At 67.7% G+C, this 15,909-nt stretch carries 15 protein-coding genes; 9 read left to right on the plus strand and 6 right to left on the minus strand.

Annotation, left to right across the window (positions count from 1 at the left end; all coding sequences use genetic code 11):
• Positions 1-136 precede the first annotated feature (136 nt).
• Positions 137-454 carry a DUF3775 domain-containing protein gene (locus ACK3BB_RS06670; protein ID WP_428927943.1) on the plus strand — a complete coding sequence of 106 codons (318 nt, stop codon included), beginning with the start codon at positions 137-139 and terminating at the stop codon, positions 452-454.
• Positions 455-596: 142 nt separating this feature from the next.
• On the opposite strand, the gene ACK3BB_RS06675 is transcribed toward ACK3BB_RS06670, so the two are convergent.
• From ACK3BB_RS06675 to ACK3BB_RS06690, 4 genes are read right to left on the minus strand one after another with little or no spacing between them, the layout of a single operon-like run.
• Positions 597-1,739 (minus strand): saccharopine dehydrogenase C-terminal domain-containing protein, encoded by a 1,143-nt coding sequence (locus ACK3BB_RS06675; RefSeq protein WP_428927944.1) that lies wholly within the window; start codon positions 1,737-1,739, stop codon positions 597-599.
• Positions 1,736-2,806 carry a saccharopine dehydrogenase gene (locus tag ACK3BB_RS06680; protein ID WP_428927945.1) on the minus strand — a complete coding sequence of 357 codons (1,071 nt, stop codon included), beginning with the start codon at positions 2,804-2,806 and terminating at the stop codon, positions 1,736-1,738. Before ACK3BB_RS06680 ends, ACK3BB_RS06675 begins: the two co-directional genes overlap by 4 nt.
• Positions 2,803-3,423, minus strand: coding sequence for a glutathione S-transferase family protein (locus ACK3BB_RS06685; protein WP_428928691.1), 621 nt, complete (start codon positions 3,421-3,423; stop codon positions 2,803-2,805). The genes ACK3BB_RS06680 and ACK3BB_RS06685 overlap by 4 nt, the downstream gene beginning before the upstream one ends.
• Positions 3,424-3,439: 16 nt before the next feature.
• Entirely contained in the window at positions 3,440-4,090 is a 651-nt protein-coding gene (locus ACK3BB_RS06690; protein WP_428927946.1) for a histidine phosphatase family protein, read from the minus strand.
• Between the two features lie 315 nt (positions 4,091-4,405).
• Here ACK3BB_RS06690 and ACK3BB_RS06695 point away from each other — a divergent pair, with 315 nt between their 5' ends.
• Both ACK3BB_RS06695 and ACK3BB_RS06700 read left to right on the plus strand, forming a co-directional pair.
• The gene (locus tag ACK3BB_RS06695; protein WP_428927947.1) at positions 4,406-4,696 is read left to right on the plus strand and encodes an SH3 domain-containing protein; all 291 of its coding nucleotides are present in this window, start codon (positions 4,406-4,408) and stop codon (positions 4,694-4,696) included.
• Positions 4,697-4,880: 184 nt separating this feature from the next.
• On the plus strand, positions 4,881-6,083 hold the full coding sequence (locus ACK3BB_RS06700; protein WP_428927948.1) for a hydantoinase/carbamoylase family amidase: 1,203 nt from the start codon (positions 4,881-4,883) through the stop codon (positions 6,081-6,083).
• A 204-nt stretch (positions 6,084-6,287) separates the two neighbouring features.
• On the opposite strand, the gene ACK3BB_RS06705 is transcribed toward ACK3BB_RS06700, so the two are convergent.
• Positions 6,288-6,989 carry a response regulator transcription factor gene (locus ACK3BB_RS06705; RefSeq protein ID WP_428927949.1) on the minus strand — a complete coding sequence of 234 codons (702 nt, stop codon included), beginning with the start codon at positions 6,987-6,989 and terminating at the stop codon, positions 6,288-6,290.
• On the minus strand, positions 6,986-8,887 hold the full coding sequence (locus ACK3BB_RS06710) for a PAS-domain containing protein (RefSeq protein WP_428927950.1): 1,902 nt from the start codon (positions 8,885-8,887) through the stop codon (positions 6,986-6,988). The genes ACK3BB_RS06705 and ACK3BB_RS06710 overlap by 4 nt, the downstream gene beginning before the upstream one ends.
• Positions 8,888-9,202: 315 nt before the next feature.
• Between ACK3BB_RS06710 and ACK3BB_RS06715 the strand changes: the two genes are divergently transcribed.
• The 6 genes from ACK3BB_RS06715 (at position 9,203) to ACK3BB_RS06740 (ending at position 15,876) form a co-directional block, all read left to right on the plus strand.
• Positions 9,203-11,170: an AMP-binding protein gene (locus ACK3BB_RS06715; protein ID WP_428927951.1), complete on the plus strand. Its 1,968-nt coding sequence runs from the start codon at positions 9,203-9,205 to the stop codon at positions 11,168-11,170.
• 72 nt (positions 11,171-11,242) lie between these two features.
• The gene (locus tag ACK3BB_RS06720; protein ID WP_428927952.1) at positions 11,243-12,061 is read left to right on the plus strand and encodes an ABC transporter ATP-binding protein; all 819 of its coding nucleotides are present in this window, start codon (positions 11,243-11,245) and stop codon (positions 12,059-12,061) included.
• A 70-nt stretch (positions 12,062-12,131) separates the two neighbouring features.
• The gene (locus ACK3BB_RS06725; RefSeq protein ID WP_428927953.1) at positions 12,132-13,121 is read left to right on the plus strand and encodes a branched-chain amino acid ABC transporter permease; all 990 of its coding nucleotides are present in this window, start codon (positions 12,132-12,134) and stop codon (positions 13,119-13,121) included.
• Positions 13,122-13,179: 58 nt separating this feature from the next.
• Positions 13,180-13,437 carry a hypothetical protein gene (locus tag ACK3BB_RS06730; protein WP_428927954.1) on the plus strand — a complete coding sequence of 86 codons (258 nt, stop codon included), beginning with the start codon at positions 13,180-13,182 and terminating at the stop codon, positions 13,435-13,437.
• Positions 13,438-13,440: 3 nt separating this feature from the next.
• Entirely contained in the window at positions 13,441-14,517 is a 1,077-nt protein-coding gene (locus tag ACK3BB_RS06735; protein WP_428927955.1) for a branched-chain amino acid ABC transporter permease, read from the plus strand.
• Positions 14,518-14,589: 72 nt separating this feature from the next.
• On the plus strand, positions 14,590-15,876 hold the full coding sequence (locus tag ACK3BB_RS06740; RefSeq protein ID WP_428927956.1) for an ABC transporter substrate-binding protein: 1,287 nt from the start codon (positions 14,590-14,592) through the stop codon (positions 15,874-15,876).
• Positions 15,877-15,909: the final 33 nt, after the last annotated feature.

Below are 15,909 nucleotides of genomic sequence, written 5' to 3' on the forward strand. Positions count from 1 at the left end.
AGGGGGCGCTGCCCCCGGCCTCCGGTGGAGGCCTCCCCCGAGGGTACTTGGGCCAAGAAGAAGACCGGAGTTGCGCCAGATCAAGGTGGCCGCGCCTGCCTCGGGTGAGAAGGGGGCGATCATCGGGAGAAGCAACATGCAGGATCTTTCCCCCCGCAAGGTGGCCCAGGTTGTCGTCATGAGCCGCGAACTGGCGCGCGCCGAAGGCGAGCTGCGCGATTTCGTCGGGGCCATGAGCGAGGACGAACAGGCCGAGCTGGTGGCCGTGATGTGGATCGGCCGGGGCAGTTTCGATGCCGCCGATTACGCCGAGGCGGTCGGGACCGCCCGGGCCGAGGCGACAACGCCCTGTGCCGATTACCTGATCGGCACGCCGCACCTGGCCGAGCACCTGGAAACCGGGCTGGAGGCCTTGGGCTATTCGGTGTCGGACGAGGAAGACGGGGTATTGTAGGAGAGGCGGGCGCCGGGGCAGGGGCGGTGTTGTTGTTCCGCCTTGGGGGCGGGAGTGATGTGCCGCCTTCGGGACGATTTCGACGCGCCGCCTCTGGGGCTTGAATGTGGACGCGCCGCCTCTGGGGCGACGCGCCGGATGGTCAGGCCAGGTGGTCGACCAGGGCCAGGTGCTGGGCCAGGCGGTCGACCTCGGCCAGCCAGGCGGTGACCAGTTCGGGCCGGGATGGCGCGGCATGGACGCCGGCGCCGATCGCCCCGTCGAGCACCGCCGTGATGGCCAGCGACACCGGCACCGAGACCAGCCGGGCCATGGCCGTGCCGGCGGCATCGCCCCAGGCATCCATGACATAGGTCTGGTGGAACGTGGTCCGGCCGTCGCGTTCGGCCTTGAGATCGACGCAGAGCACGACCCGGTCGGGCTCGTCGGGATCATAGGCGTGATCGGCCCAGAACTGGTCGGACATCTCCTTCAGCCGGGCATCGCCGGCGGGGCCTTCCAGGGTCTCGACCTCGGTGAAGACATCCTTCCAGGCCACGGCCCAGCCGTCCAGCCGCAGCGTGCCGCGCACGAAATCGCGGATCTTCCAGGCCGGATCAAAGTCGTACTGCTCGATGAATGGCAGGGAATCGCGGTTGGGATAGACTTCGAAATCCTCGGGCGAGGGCAGCGGCGCCGTGTAGCTGCCGATGGCATCCCAGGGCCGGTCGACGCGCAGCTCGGCGCCGTCCTTCATCGAGCGCGACGGCGAGCGCAGGGCCTTGAGCACGCCCAGGGGCGACCAGCTGAACTTGTAGCGGAAAGCATTGGGCGTCTTGGGGATGCCGCCGCAATAGCTGAGGAAGGACAGGGTGTTGGCCGGATCGAACCCGGGCGCGGCGCGGTAGTTGGCAACCAGCGCATGGGCCATCAGGTGGTCGATGCCCGGGTCCAGCCCGACCTCGTTGACCAAAGCCACGCCGGCCGCGCGGGCGGCGGCGTCGAGATCGCGCATCTCGGGGGCGATGTAGGACGACGAGACGAAATGCGCCCCGGCGCCGATGGCCGCCCGGGCCAGCGGCACGTGCCAGTCACCCGGCAGCATCGAAACCACGACATCGCCCGGGGCCAGGGCGGCCGTGACGGCATCGAGGTCGAAGGCGCGAATGTCGTCGGTCAGGTCGCCGACGGCCTCGCGGGCCTTGTCGGTCGTCCGGTTCCAGACGGTGACCGGCCGGCCGGCCTCGATCAGGCGGCGCAGGCCGGGGATGGCCGACAGGCCGGTGCCACACCAGTGTATCGTCATTGGTCGCGGATCCTTTCCATGTGGTCGTCGAAGATGGCGGCGGCCCGGCCCCAGACACCGGCATCGGGCCGGTCGAGGGTGAGCAGCGAGGGCAGCAATTGCCCGGCGTAATCCTGCGAGCTTTCGAGCGGCAGCATCGAGGGCAGGTTGTCGATGGCGGTGACATCCAGCGGCGGGGCGTCATGCACGCGCAGGGCCGGGGCGTCCCAGCTGGTCGTGCGGTCATAGACCTTGATCGGCGAGAAGGCGCTGTCGGGGTCGCAGGAAATGTCGCCGATCACGCGCAGGGCACGCGGGTCGGTCGGGGCCGTGGCCGGCACGAAGACCGGCGTACCCGGGCGGGCCAGGATGCAATTGAGGAAGATGCCGTGGTCCAGCACCTCGGGGAAGGGCCCGCCAGAGGCCGTTTCGGCCATGTCCCAGCGGGTGACCGCCACGCCCATCGCCGCGCAGAGATCGGCCGCCCCGGTGCCCACGCGGCCCAGGGCGCCGATGACCAGCGCGTCGGGCCGGGGCGCCCCGGCGGCATCGAGCCGGGCGGCCAGGTCGGCGCGCATGGCCGCGGCATCGCCATAGCCCGAGACCGGCCCGCAGATCCCGCCCTGCTGCTGGGCCGCCCAGCACATCAGCGACACCGCGGCCCCGGCATAACCCGCCCAATAGCCAAAGGCCGCCACCCGCCGGCCGGCCTCGTCGACCAGGTATTCCAGGTCATAAAGCGTGCCGCCACCGGCCGCGAAGCGGCGCAGCAGCACCCGGCCCGAGGGCTGGCCCTTGTAGGCATGGCCGAACATGATGTGGCGGTGGCGCAGGGGCGTGCCGTCGTCGGGCAGCTCCTTGAGCCCGAAGATGATCGCCTCGTCGGGCGCCCCGGGCCAGCTGCCTTCGGGCGCCGTGGCGCAGCCGGCGGCGACATAGCCGTCCAGCGGCAGGATGCGCGTGGCGCTGTCCTCGACGGTCAGCCGGAAGCCCGCGGCGATCAGCGCCGCCGCGCCCTCCGGGGTCAGGCCAACGCGGTCCTCGTTGGCCCGTTGCTCGGCCCGGATCCAGAGATGCGGCCCGGTCATCGCGCGATCATCCCCAGCTCGGTGACCCGGGCGACCGACGGCCGCGCGGCCATGGCCTGCTGGAAGGCGCGCAACCGGGGCAGGGCGTCCAGGTCGACGCCATCACCGGCCAGCCAGGTCGAGATCGTGTAAAGATAACAATCGGCCACGCAGAGCCTGTCACCCAGCAGGAAGGGATCGCCCAGCAGGTGCTCTTCGACATAGGCCGCGCAGTCGGTCATCGTGTCGGGCACCTTGGCCGCCATGCTGACCCAGGCCGCCGGATCGTCCGACCAGCGGTGGCCGCGGCGCTTGTGGGCATGGTTGGGATGCATGGTCGAAGCGAAGTAGTACATCGCCGCGCGCATCCGCGTCAGGGCCACCGGGTCGGCCGGGGTCAGCCCGGCCTCGGGGGCGCGGGCGGCGATGTATTCCAGGATCGCCCCGGTCTCGGAAAAGGTCCCGTCCGTGGTGACCAGCACCGGCACCCGGCCCTTGGGATTGAGCGACAGGTAGGGCTCCTGGCGCTGTTCCTCGGCTTCGAAATCGACGCGCACGGGCTCCCAGGGCAGCCGGGCCTCTTCGAGGGCCAGGGCCGAGGCGCTGGCAATGGTGCCGGGGGAATAATAGAGCTTCATCATCGCGGGGTCCTCCTCACAGATGGGTCTGGGCGTGCAGGCGTTCGGGTGTTTCGAGATGGGGGATGGCGTTGAACAGAACCGGGGTCATGGTCTCGCCGATCGGGTGGATCCGGTGCATCGAGGTGTTCATGATGGCCAGGGCCATGCGCGCCGTGGCGGCCATGTCCAGCCCCAGCGTGGCGCGCATGATCATCGAGATCAGCCCGCCCGAGGTCACGACCAGCGCCGGCCCGTCGCCGGCGGCAATCTCGGCCAGGGCATCACCGACGCCCGCGATGTAATCGTCGAACCCGATCGGCACCTCGGCGATCTCGCCGGCCGACCAGGCCGTGAAGACCCGGGGCAGGTGCAGCACGAAACCTTCGCGGGTGGTCGGGATCTCGACGCCCTGCTGTTGCTGCAACAGGGTGGCCAGGGTGAAATAGGGGATCTCGTTCAGGCGCGGGTCGCGCACCACGCCGGTCAGCCCGGCGCTGTCCGCGGTTTCGACATGGCGGATGAGGGTGCCGCAATAGATCCGGGGATGAAAGGCCTGGGACTCGTGCAGCCAGGCACCCAGCCAGGCGGCCTGCTGGTGGCCCAGCGGGCTGAGCTTGTCATAGCTTTCCTCGTCGCGCGCCCCGGAATTGGCCTGGCCGTGACGGATGAGGGTGATGTGGGACATGGGCGTCATCTTTCGGGTCGTGTCCCCGCGGGTTTAGGCGAGCCATGGCTTCGATGCCAGAGCATGGGCCACCGATCGGCGGGGTTTCTGGCGGCCGGGCCGGGGGAGCGGTACCCGCTGAGGCCGGGGAGGGGGCCCGGAAGGGGCCCTGACCGCGGGCGCTCGGGCCGCGGCGCGGCGGAGACGGGCCATGACACCAACCGGCGGCTTCTGTCAACGCACGAAACCGGCTAGGATGGTCTCAGGTGGCAAAGACCACGGCACGGATCACCGCGCAGGCATGCGCAGGTGAAGGCACGAGAGCAGGAGAACGACATGCGCAAGGCCATCCTGGCCGCGCTGACGGCCGTCGCATTGGCGACCGGCCCGGCAGCGGCGGCCCCCCTGGGACGATACGAAGTCAGCGGCGTCGACGGCGACGACATGCTGAAGATGCGCGAAGGTCCGGGCACCGACTACGTTGTCATCGTCGGCCTGCCCAACGGCACCGTGCTCAGGGTGCTCGATTGCCAGCAGGCCGGGGCGACGAACTGGTGCAAGGTCGCGCTGGATCGGGCCAGGGGCCTGAAGGGTTATGTGTCCTTCGCCTACCTGCGCAAGCTCTGACAGGCGACCGGCTGTGATCGAAGCGTGATCACCCGGCCCCTCCCGGCACCCGCCGGCGGGCCGGCCGGGCCGGGCGCCATTGTGGTCGCGGGGCAAACGCGCCAGTGTGCCGGCCATCGGCCCGCCCCTTGCGGGCCGGCCTGTCCGCCGGACAGGCCCGACCATCCCTGAACGAGGCCCCGCGATGACCCTTCCCGTCCAACCCGACCGTTTCCTTGCCGACCTGCACAAGCTGCGGTCCTTCGGGGCCTCCGGCACCGGCAAGGGTGTTGTCCGCCGGGCCTATACGCCGGCCGACCTGGACGCCCGCGACTGGCTGGCCGAACAGATCGCCGCCGCCGGGCTGACCCCGCATTTCGACGAGATGGGCAACCTCTTCGGCCTGGCCGAAGGGCCGTCGCTGCTGATGGGCTCGCATTCCGACAGCCAGCCCGAAGGCGGCTGGCTGGACGGGGCCCTGGGGGTGATCGCCGCGCTGGAAGTCGCCCGGGCCGCCAAGGAGGCCGGCGGGCCGGCGGTGTCGATGGTGTCCTTCCAGGACGAGGAAGGCCGTTTCGGTGTGACCACGGGCAGCGCGGTCTGGTCGGGCCACATGAGCCAGGAGGCCGCCGACCGGCTGACCGACACCGACGGGGTGACACTGGCCGAGGCCCGGGCCGTGCTGGGCGACCGGGTGGCCGGGCCGGTCGAACAGGGCCGCTTCACGGGCTTCATGGAAATGCACATCGAACAGGGCCCCTGGCTGGATGCCGAGGGCGACCGCATCGGCGTGGTCAGCGACATCGTCGGCATCCGGTCGATGATGATCACGTTCGAGGGCGAGCAGAACCACGCCGGGACAACGCCGATGCACCTGCGCAAGGATGCGTTTCAGGCCATGGTGACCTTTGCCGGCCGGCTGAACGAGCGGTTCCGCAACGTGGTCACGCCCTCGACGGTCTGGACCAACGGCCATGTCACGCTGCATCCCAATGCCACCTCGGTTGTGCCGGGCAAGGTGACCTTTTCGATGCAATGGCGCGATGCCGAGACCGACCGGCTGGGCCGGATGGAAACGATCATCCGCGACACCGCCCGCGAGGTTGCCGAGGAAACGGGCATGGCGGTCGATTTCGGTGACATGCTGTGGCTGGACCCGGTGGCGATGGACGGACGGCTGAAGGGCGCGCTGGCCGATGCGGCCGAGGCCGTGGCCCCGGGCAAGTGGCGCGAGATGCCGTCGGGGGCATTGCACGATGCGACCAACGTGGCCCAGCACATGCCCGTGGCTATGCTCTTCGTGCCGTCGATCGGGGGGATCAGCCACGATTTCGCCGAGGATACGGCCGAAGAGGACCTGGTGACCGGGCTGAAGGTGCTGGCCGGGGCGGTGGCCCGGCTGGGGTAACCGGATCTTCAGTTTCCTGGTCCAGCCTGGCGGCGGAGGTGCCCGATGCCGCTGGCTGGCCTGCTTGTTGTCCTGATCCTGATGTTATGCGCCTGGCCGGTGGTGGCCGGGTGGCGGGGCGTTGTGTGCTGTCTGCGGCCCGGTCGTCACGGCCGGGCGGGCCAGTGTGTCCGGCAGCAGGGGCGCGGGCCGCCGCGCGGGCGCTCAGGCCCAGTCGACATCGCCCAGAAAGATATAGCCCGCCCCGTAGATCGTCTTGATCAGGCGGGGGTTGCGGGGGTCTTCGCGCAGCTTCTGGCGCAGGCGCGAGATGCGTACATCCATCGCCCGGTCAAAGCTGTCGCCGGCCGCTCCACCCAGGCTTTCCTGCATCTGGCTGCGCGAGATCAGCCGGTTGGGACTGTCGAGGAACAGCCGCAGAACCTCGCCCTCGGCATGCGACATCGGGGTTTCGTCGCCGCTGTCGTCTTCGAGCAGGTAGCGGTCGAAATGGGCGGTCCAGCCGTTGAACCGGGCGGTCTGGCCGCCCGATGGCTGCGCCCGGCCGCTGCGCAGGCGGGCGCGGATGCGGGCGACGACCTCGGCCGGGTCGAAGGGCTTGGTGATGTAATCGTCGGCGCCCAGTTCCAGCCCGGTCACCCGGTCATGCACCTGGGCCCGGCCCGAGATGATGATGACCACCGCGCCCTGTTCCAGGGCCAGCCGGTGCACCAGGGCCAGCCCGTCGGTATCGGGCAACGACAGGTCGACCAGGCAAACAGCCGGCGGCGTGCGCTTGAGCGCGGCCTCGAACGGCGCCGCGCGCGAGAAACACTGGGTGCGATAGCCGGCCTCGACCAGCGCGTCGGACAGCACCTCGCGGATGACGGGTTCGTCGTCCAGGATCATGACGAGCGGGGCGGTCATGCGGCGGCCTCCTCGACCAGGGCGGCGGCCAGGGTGGCCGGCGAGAAGGGCTTGGCCAGCACCGGCGCCCGGGCCGCCGCCGCGCGGTGCAGCGGGTCATGGGGCGGCAGCGAGGTCATGAAGATCAGCCGCGCGCCGCCGGCCAGGGCCGCATCCGCCAGCCCCAGCCCGGTGTCCGAGCCCGACAGCCGCAGGTCCGACAGGACAAAGGCGATGTCGGGCAGGCTGTCGACCAGGGCGCGGGCCTCGCCCAGCGACCCGGCCTCGATCACGCTCAGGCCCATGGTCGTCAGCATCTCGCGCACGGACACCCGCAGGTCGGGGTTGTCCTCGACCAGCAGGACCAGACCGCGGGGCATGTCGGGGGCCGGGCGGAAGGGCAGGCGCAGGGTGACCTTGGCGCCGGTCGGCGTGTTCGACAGGTCGAGCCGGCCGCCGGTGCTCTTGACCATGTCATAGACCATGGGCAGCCCCAGCCCCGAGCCTTCGCCGCCCTTGGTCGAGAAGAACGGGTTGATGGCCTTGTCCAGCGCCTCGGGCGTGAAGCCGGGGCCGGTATCGGTGACCGAGATCTCGATCCAGGCATCGCCGGCCAGGTGGGCCGATACGGCGATCTGGCCGTTCAGGCCACAGGCATCGCGGGCGTTCAGCACAAGGTTCAGCAGGGCATCCTGCAACCGCCCGGCATCGACCATGACCAGCCGGTCGGGCATCATGTCGACGATGGACAGGCCCATGCCCTGGGGCAGGGTCGGATCGGCCAGGATCTTGAGATCGCCCAGCAGCTGGTGCAGGTCGGTCGGATCGGGCCGGGGGGCGGCGCGGCCGGTCATGTCGGCAATGCGGTTCAGCAGCCGCCCGCCGCGCAGGGCGGCGGCGCGGGTGGCGGCCACCATGCGCGCGGCTTCGGCATCCAGATCCATCCGTTCCAGCTTGCCCTGCATGGCCAGGATGACGGTCAGCAGGTTGGAGAAATCATGGGCCAGCCCCGATGTCAGCTGGGCGGCGGTGGCCCGCCGGCGCTCTTGCTGCAGGGCCGCCCGGGCCTGGGTTTCCTCTGTCACGTCCATCGACAGGATATAGACCCCGCCAGCATCGTCGGGGGTAAAGGCCACGCGGATGCGCCGTTCGCTGAGCCGGTCGGTAAACTCGAACACCGACTCGGCCCCGTCGAAGGCCGCCCGCAGATGCGGTTCGATGGCCTCGAAGGCCGAGGCGCCAAGGGCGTCGGAAATATGCATGCCCAGGATCGTCGAGGGCCGGCCGGGCAGCACGCGGGTTAGGCGCTGGTTGGAATAGGTGTAGTGCCCGGTGCGATCCACATGGGCGATATGGGCCGGCATCATCTCGGTGGTCAGCCGGGTGCGGGCCTCGATCTCGGTCAGCTCGCGCCGGGCCTCTTCGAGCGCCGAATTGGTCGCCGCAAGCCGGCGGTTGGTGCGCGACAATTCCTGGGTATGGGCCAGCAGCCGTTCGCTGAGCTCTTCGGACCGGGCGCGCAGCAGGACCTCGGTTTCCTTCATCATCGTGATGTCGGTGTAGACGGTGACCCAGCCGCCCTGGGGCAGGGGGGCGCCCTCGACGGAGATCGTGCGGCCATTGGCGCGCGAACGTTCCATGTAATGGGGATCGAAGGCCCGGGCCTGATCGACGCGGATGGCCACGAAGGCATCGACATCGTCGACCGTGCCGTATTCACCCTTGGTGGCCAGGTGGCGGATGGTGTCGTCGAACCGGGCGCCGGGGGCGACCAGCGCATCGGGCAGGTCGAACATGGTCTGGAACCGGCGGTTGGACACGACCAGGCGCAGGTCGCTGTCATAGATCGACAGGGCCTGGGCGATCAGGTTCAGCCCGGCCGAGGTCAGCGCCTTGGTCTTCTGTGCATTGCGGTCCATCTGGCGGGCCCCTCCCTTCCCGTCGTCTGCCCCCCGGCTGGGCGCATCATGGCAATCGCCGGGGCGGTTGTCACCGGCTGTCGGCGCGAACGTGACGCCGCGGGAGATGGGGCCGGGCCGGGCAGGGATGGGGGCAGGCGCGGGGCGGGGCAAACGGCGGATCGGCGCCGGCGCGGCGGTGTTACAATTCGTTAGGTTTGGGCAAACATCAGGAAAGTTTTGCTGCCGATACCTTGGGGGCCGACAGGGATCGAAACGAAGTTCCGCGGCAACAGGGCCGGTCCCCGGACCGGAAACGGGAGGAGGTGGACGACCATGGCGCAGTCAGGGTCAAGGTCCGAACTGGTGTCGATTCCGGCGTTGCTGGAACGCAATGCGGCCGTGATGGCCGACAGGCCGGCCTATCGCGAGAAGGAATTCGGCATCTGGCAGAGCTGGTCCTGGGGACAGACTGCCGACGAGGTCGAGGCGCTTGCGCTGGGGCTTGTCAATCTCGGCGTCAACGAGGGCGATTTCATTGCCATCATCGGGCGCAACCGGCCCTATCTCTACTGGGCGATGGTGGCCGCGCAGATGGTCGGCGCCGTGCCCGTGCCGCTTTACCAGGACGCGGTGGCCGAAGAGATGGCCTATGTGCTGGGCCATTGCGGCGCGCGGTTTGTCATTGCGGGCGACCAGGAACAGGTCGACAAGGTGATCGAGGTGCAGGACCGGCTGCACCAGTTCGAGCACCTGATCTATCTCGATCCACGCGGCCTGCGGAAATACGACCACACGACGCTGCATGATTACGCCCATGTCCAGGCCCAGGGCCGGGCCGCCCGCGACGAGCTGACCGCCGAGCTGGCACGCCGGCGCGGCAAGCTGGGCTTCGACGATACCTGTGTCATGCTCTATACCTCGGGCACGACGGGCAAGCCCAAGGGCGTGGTGCTGTCGAACCGCAATGTCATCGAAAGCGCGCGGTTCTCGTCGGAATTCGACCGGCTGGGCGCGGGCGAGGATATCCTGTCCTACCTGCCGATGGCCTGGGTGGGCGATTTCGTCTTTTCGCTGGGGCAGGCCTATTGGAACGGCTATTGCGTCAATTGCCCCGAGAGCGAGGACACGATGATGTCCGACCTGCGCGAGATCGGGCCGACCTATTTCTTCGCGCCGCCCCGGGTGTTCGAAGGCCAGCTGACCAGCGTGATGATCCGCATGGAAGACGCCGGGCCATTCAAGCGGCGGATGTTCGAACGCGCCCTGGCCCATGCGCGCAAGGTGGGCATGGCCGTGCTGGACGGCCGGCCGGTCGGGCTGGTCGACCGGCTGAAATACGCGCTGGGGCAGGTGCTGGTCTATGGTCCGCTGAAGAACACGCTGGGCTTCACGCGGATCCGGGTGGGATACACCGCCGGCGAGGCGATCGGGCCGGAGATCTTCGAATTCTACCGCTCGCTGGGGATCAACCTGAAACAGCTCTACGGCCAGACCGAGGCGACGGTGTTCATCACGGCCCAGCCCGATGGCGAGGTGCGCTCGGACACGGTGGGCGTGCCCTGCCCGGAGGTCGAGATCCGCATCGATGACAGCGGCGAGGTGCATTACCGCTCGCCCGGGGTTTTCGTCGAGTATTACAAGAACCCCGAGAGCACGGCCGGCACCAAGGATGCCGAGGGCTGGGTGGCCACCGGTGATGCCGGGTTCATCGAGCCCGAGACCGGGCATCTGCGGATCATCGACCGGGCCAAGGACGTGGGCAAGATGGCCGACGGCGGGCTGTTCGCGCCGAAATACGTCGAGAACAAGCTGAAGTTCTATCCCAACATCCTGGAGGCCGTGGTCTTTGGCAACGGGCGCAGTGAATGCGTGGCCTTCATCAACATCGACCTGGCAGCGGTGGGCAACTGGGCCGAGCGCAACAACATCGGCTATGCGTCCTACCAGGAATTGGCCGGCCATCCGGAGGTGCTCAAGGCGATCCGGGCGCATGTGGAAGAGGTCAACCGGTCGGTGGCCAGGGATGCCATGCTGTCGGGCTGCCAGGTGCACCGCTTTGTCGTGCTGCACAAGGAACTGGATGCCGATGACGGCGAGCTGACGCGGACGCGCAAGGTGCGCCGGCGGATCATCGAGGAGAAGTTCGCCGACATCATCGGGGCCTTGTACGACGGATCGGACAAGATCAGCACCCGGACCGAAGTGACCTATGAGGACGGGCGCAAGGGGGCGATTTCGGCCACGCTGGAGATCTGCGACGCGGCGGTGGTGCCGGTGGCGCAGAGGATGGCGGCGGAATGACGGGTGACGTGCGCCTTCGGCGACACCCCACCCGCCATCCCGCAGGGCGTCGCGCTTGGGGGGAGATGAAGGATGCTGGATGACAGCGAAGGCTACGTGACGGCCGACGGGCGCAAGATCGGCGGCGTGGTGATGGAGATGAAGAACATCACCCTGCGCTTCGGCGGCGTGGTGGCGATCAAGGATATCTCGTTCGACATCCGCGAGGGCGAGATCCGGGCGATCATCGGGCCCAACGGGGCGGGCAAGTCGTCGATGCTGAACGTGATCTCGGGGTTCTACGTGCCGCAGGAGGGCGAGGTCTGGTTTCGCGGCGCGCCGCGGCCGGCGATGCGGCCCTACGAGGTGGCCCGGCAGGGGATCGCGAGGACGTTCCAGAACATCGCGCTGTTCGAGGGCATGTCGGTGCTGGACAACGTGATGACCGGACGGCTGACGCAGATGAGCCAGAATATCCTGACCCAGGCGATCTGGAAGGGGAAGGCCGAGGCCGAAGAGGTCGAGAACCGGGAACGGGCCGAGCGGATCATCGATTTCCTGGAGATCCAGCATATCCGCAAGACGCCGGTGTCGCGGCTGCCCTACGGGCTGAAGAAACGGGTCGAGCTGGCCCGGGCGCTGGTGGCCGAGCCCGAGCTCTTGCTGCTGGACGAGCCGATGGCAGGCATGAACGTCGAGGAAAAGGAGGACATGAGCCGTTTCATCCTCGACGTGAACGACGAGTTCGGCACGACCATCGCGCTGATCGAGCATGACATGGGCGTGGTCATGGACCTGAGCGACAGGGTCGTGGTGATGGATTACGGCAAGAAGATCGGGGACGGCACGCCCGACGAGGTGCGCAGGAACCAGGACGTGATCGATGCCTACCTGGGGGTGGCGCATGATTGATCACGGGATGGCGGGCGGGGCGATGGCCGCATGGCCGAGCGTCGTCCCGACAGGCAGCGGAGGGGACTAGATGCCGGAACAGCTGATATTCGCCATGGAGGTCACGCTGAACGGGCTGATGGCCGGGGTGCTTTATGCCCTTGTGGCCCTTGGGTTCGTGCTGATCTTCAAGGCCAGCGGCATCTTCAACTTTGCGCAAGGGGTGATGGCGCTTTTCGCGGCGATGACGCTGGTGGGGATCATGGAGGGCCAGGTGCCGTTTTCGCACCTGATCAACGCGATCTTCGGCACCGACATCCACCATTTCGGCTGGCATGTCCCGGCGGTGCTGGCGATCGTGCTGACGACGGGGGTCATGGTCGGCCTGGCCTGGTGCGTGCAGCAATTTGTCATGCGCCACCTGGTCAACCAGGCGCCGATCATCCTGTTCATGGCAACGATCGGGCTGGCCTATTTCCTCGAAGGCCTGTCGGACCTGATGTGGGGATCCGAGATCAAGAACCTCGATGTCGGCCTGCCGCAGGGCATCAACATCTGGATCGACGAAGCGACGTTCAACATCTTCGGCTACGGGTTCTTCATCGACAACCTGGACATCGTGGCGACGGTCATCGCGGCCCTGCTGGTGATCAGCCTGATGGCCTTTTCGCAATACACCAAGGAAGGCCGGGCGATGCGGGCCGTGGCCGACGACCACCAGGCGGCGCTGTCGGTGGGGATTTCGCTGAATTTCATCTGGGTGCTGGTCTGGTCGCTGGCGGGGTTCGTGGCCCTGGTGGCGGGCATCATGTGGGGGACGAAATCGGGTGTGCAGTTCTCGCTGTCGCTGATCGCGCTGAAGGCGCTGCCGGTGCTGATGCTGGGTGGGTTCACCTCGATCCCGGGGGCGATTGTCGGCGGGCTGATCATCGGGGTGGGCGAGCAGCTGTTCGAATTTGCCATCGGCGCGCCCTATTTCGGCGGGGCCACGCAGAACTGGTTCGCCTATGTGCTTGCGCTGGTCTTCCTGGTGTTCCGGCCGCAGGGGCTGTTCGGCGAGCGCATCATCGAGAGGGTGTGAGCGTGGAGGGGCCAGTGTCGGGTATTTGGATCCAAGAAGAAGCAGGGGACCTGCGCGCATGAGCAAGCTGGTGGCCATCGTCAACGTGATTGCCTGGGCGGGGTTCTGGGCCTTCGGCTACCTGGCGGTGACCGCCGAGGGGCTGAGCCAGGGGCAGATCGTCGTGGCCGTCCTGCTGGCGGCCGGGGGGCTGGTCAGCGGGACATGGGCCTGGATGCGGCTGGTGCGCCATGCCGAGGCGACGGGGCTGGCACGGGGCAGCGCGATGCTGGGGCCCGAGGCCCGGGCCCGGGCGCAGCAACACTGGGAGGGGTGAGAGATGTTTTACCGTGAAGCGGGCGATTTCAAGACGTCCTATGTCGATGACGGCCAGACCTTTCCGATCCGGTTCGACCGCTATCGGTATTACGTCGTGCTGGCCGTGGCCTTCCTGGTCGTGCCCTTCATCGTGGGGGATTACCTGGCCAACGCGATCCTGCTGCCCTTCCTGATCTATGCCATCGCGGCGATCGGACTGAACATCCTGACGGGCTATTGCGGGCAGGTCAGCCTGGGCACCGGCGGGTTCATGGCCGTGGGAGCCTATGCCTGCTACAAGCTGATGACGGCCTTTCCCGAGGTGAGCATGTTCATCCATGTCATCCTGGCCGGGGGGGTGACCGCGCTGGTCGGCGTGCTGTTCGGCCTGCCGTCCCTGCGGATCAAGGGGTTCTACCTGGCCGTGGCGACGCTGGCGGCGCAGTTCTTCCTGGTCTGGCTCTTCAACCGGGTGCCGTGGTTCTACAACCATTCCGCCTCGGGCCAGATCTCGGCCCCGGAACGGACGGTCTTTGGCATTGCCGTGACCGGGCCGAACACCGAGGCCTGGGCGACCTACCTGTTCTGCCTGATCTTCTGCCTGGCCACCGGGCTGATCGCCAAGAACCTGACGCGGGGCACGCTGGGCCGGTCGTGGATGGCGATCCGCGACATGGATATCGCCGCCGAGATCATCGGGGTGAACCCGCTGCGGGCCAAGCTGACGGCCTTTGCCGTGTCGTCCTTTTTCGTGGGCATCGCCGGGGCGCTGTTCTTTGCGGTCTACCTGGGCGCGGTCGAGGTGGGCGAGGTCTTTGGCATCCAGAAATCGTTCCTGGTGCTCTTCATGATCATCATCGGCGGGCTGGGGTCGATGTTCGGCTCGTTTGCCGGGGCGGCCTTCCTGGTGCTGCTGCCGGTGGTGCTGAAGCTGGTCGGGGTCAACCTGCTGGGCTTTCCGACCGACATCGTGGCGCATCTGCAGCTGATCATCGTGGGCTCGCTGATCGTGGTCTTCCTGATCCTGGAGCCGCACGGCATCGCCCAGCTGTGGAACGTCACGCGGGAGAAACTGAGATTGTGGCCCTTCCCGCACTGACGGGCGGGCCGAAGGAGAGGCGGGAGCAACCTGCCCGGCAATGCGATCACATCACGGGAGGAAATATCTTTGATGAGACTGAACCTTGCACCGCTTGCACTGGGGGCCCTGCTGGCCGCGGCCGTCCCGGCCCTGGCCGACCTGACCATCCCGGCGCTGAACTACCGCACCGGCCCCTATGCGCCGTCGGGCATTCCCTATGCCGACGGGTTTTCCGACTACATGACCCTGGTCAACGAACGCGACGGGGGCGTCGGGGGCGAGATCATCAACGTGCTGGAATGCGAGACGGCCTATAACACCGAGAAGGGCGTCGAATGTTACGAGCAGACCAAGGGCGAAGGCGCGCTGGTCTATATCCCGCAATCGACGGGCATCACCTACCAGCTGATCCCGAAAGCATCGGCCGATGAAATCCCGATCTGGTCGGTGGCCTATGGCCGGACCAGCGCGGTCAACGGCAAGGTGTTCGAATGGGTGTTCAACCTGCCGGTGACCTATTGGGACGGCGCCTCGGTGGCGGTGAAATATGCCATGGAGGAAGAGGGCGGCAGCCTGGACGGCAAGAAGATCGCGCTGGTCTATCACAATTCGGCCTATGGCAAGGAGCCGATCCGCACGCTGGAGAAGCTGTCCGAGAAACACGGGTTCGAGCTGGTCCTGCTGCCGGTCGATCACCCGGGCCAGGAGCAGAAGGCGCAATGGCTGCAGATCCGCCGCGAACGGCCCGATTACGTGCTGATGTGGGGCTGGGGCGTGATGAACCAGGTGGCGATCCAGGAAGCGGCCAACATCCGCTATCCGATGGACAAGTTCATCGGTGTCTGGTGGTCGGGTTCCGAGGCCGACGTGGTGCCCGTGGGCGAGGGGGCCGATGGCTACAAGTCGCTGACCTTCCATGGCGCGGGCACGGAATTCCCGGCCCTGCAGGAGATCAAGGCCCAGGTCATCGATGCCGGCAAGGGCGCGGGCGACGGCACCAAGTGGGGTGAGGTCGGCTATAACAAGGGCGTCTACACGGCGGCCGTGGTGACCGAGGCGATCCGCCATGCCCAGGAGATGGCCGGCACTTCCCAGATCACGCCGGGCCAGTTCCGCGATGCGATGGAAACGCTGGAAGTGACCGAGGCCGAGTTCGAGGCGCTTGGCCTGGGCGGCTTTGCCCCGGCGATCGCCCTGAGCTGCGAGGGCCATTCCTCGCCGCGGCTGGCGGCGGTGCAGCAATGGAGCGCGGGCGAGGGCAAGTGGACCTTGCTGACCGATTACATGGAACCCGATTTCGAGATCGTCGATCCGCTGATCGAAGAGGATTCCATGGCTTACGCGGCCGAAAACAACATCGCTCCGCGCTGCGAGTGACATGACAAGGGCCCCGGCCGCGCGGTGCGGCCG

The sequence above is a fragment of the Marinibacterium sp. SX1 genome (genome assembly GCF_050389775.1).
Classification (GTDB): Bacteria; Pseudomonadota; Alphaproteobacteria; order Rhodobacterales; family Rhodobacteraceae; genus Marinibacterium.

Coding starts and splice junctions, on each gene's coding strand:
- ACK3BB_RS06670 (WP_428927943.1), top strand. CDS start 137: ATGCAGGATCTTTCCCCCCGCAAGGTGGCCCAGGTTGTCGTCATGAGC.
- ACK3BB_RS06725 (WP_428927953.1), top strand. CDS start 12,132: ATGCCGGAACAGCTGATATTCGCCATGGAGGTCACGCTGAACGGGCTG.
- ACK3BB_RS06680 (WP_428927945.1), bottom strand. CDS start 2,806: ATGACCGGGCCGCATCTCTGGATCCGGGCCGAGCAACGGGCCAACGAG.
- ACK3BB_RS06700 (WP_428927948.1), top strand. CDS start 4,881: ATGACCCTTCCCGTCCAACCCGACCGTTTCCTTGCCGACCTGCACAAG.
- ACK3BB_RS06720 (WP_428927952.1), top strand. CDS start 11,243: ATGCTGGATGACAGCGAAGGCTACGTGACGGCCGACGGGCGCAAGATC.
- ACK3BB_RS06690 (WP_428927946.1), bottom strand. CDS start 4,090: ATGTCCCACATCACCCTCATCCGTCACGGCCAGGCCAATTCCGGGGCG.
- ACK3BB_RS06675 (WP_428927944.1), bottom strand. CDS start 1,739: ATGACGATACACTGGTGTGGCACCGGCCTGTCGGCCATCCCCGGCCTG.
- ACK3BB_RS06730 (WP_428927954.1), top strand. CDS start 13,180: ATGAGCAAGCTGGTGGCCATCGTCAACGTGATTGCCTGGGCGGGGTTC.
- ACK3BB_RS06705 (WP_428927949.1), bottom strand. CDS start 6,989: ATGACCGCCCCGCTCGTCATGATCCTGGACGACGAACCCGTCATCCGC.
- ACK3BB_RS06695 (WP_428927947.1), top strand. CDS start 4,406: ATGCGCAAGGCCATCCTGGCCGCGCTGACGGCCGTCGCATTGGCGACC.
- ACK3BB_RS06710 (WP_428927950.1), bottom strand. CDS start 8,887: ATGGACCGCAATGCACAGAAGACCAAGGCGCTGACCTCGGCCGGGCTG.
- ACK3BB_RS06740 (WP_428927956.1), top strand. CDS start 14,590: ATGAGACTGAACCTTGCACCGCTTGCACTGGGGGCCCTGCTGGCCGCG.
- ACK3BB_RS06685 (WP_428928691.1), bottom strand. CDS start 3,423: ATGAAGCTCTATTATTCCCCCGGCACCATTGCCAGCGCCTCGGCCCTG.
- ACK3BB_RS06715 (WP_428927951.1), top strand. CDS start 9,203: ATGGCGCAGTCAGGGTCAAGGTCCGAACTGGTGTCGATTCCGGCGTTG.
- ACK3BB_RS06735 (WP_428927955.1), top strand. CDS start 13,441: ATGTTTTACCGTGAAGCGGGCGATTTCAAGACGTCCTATGTCGATGAC.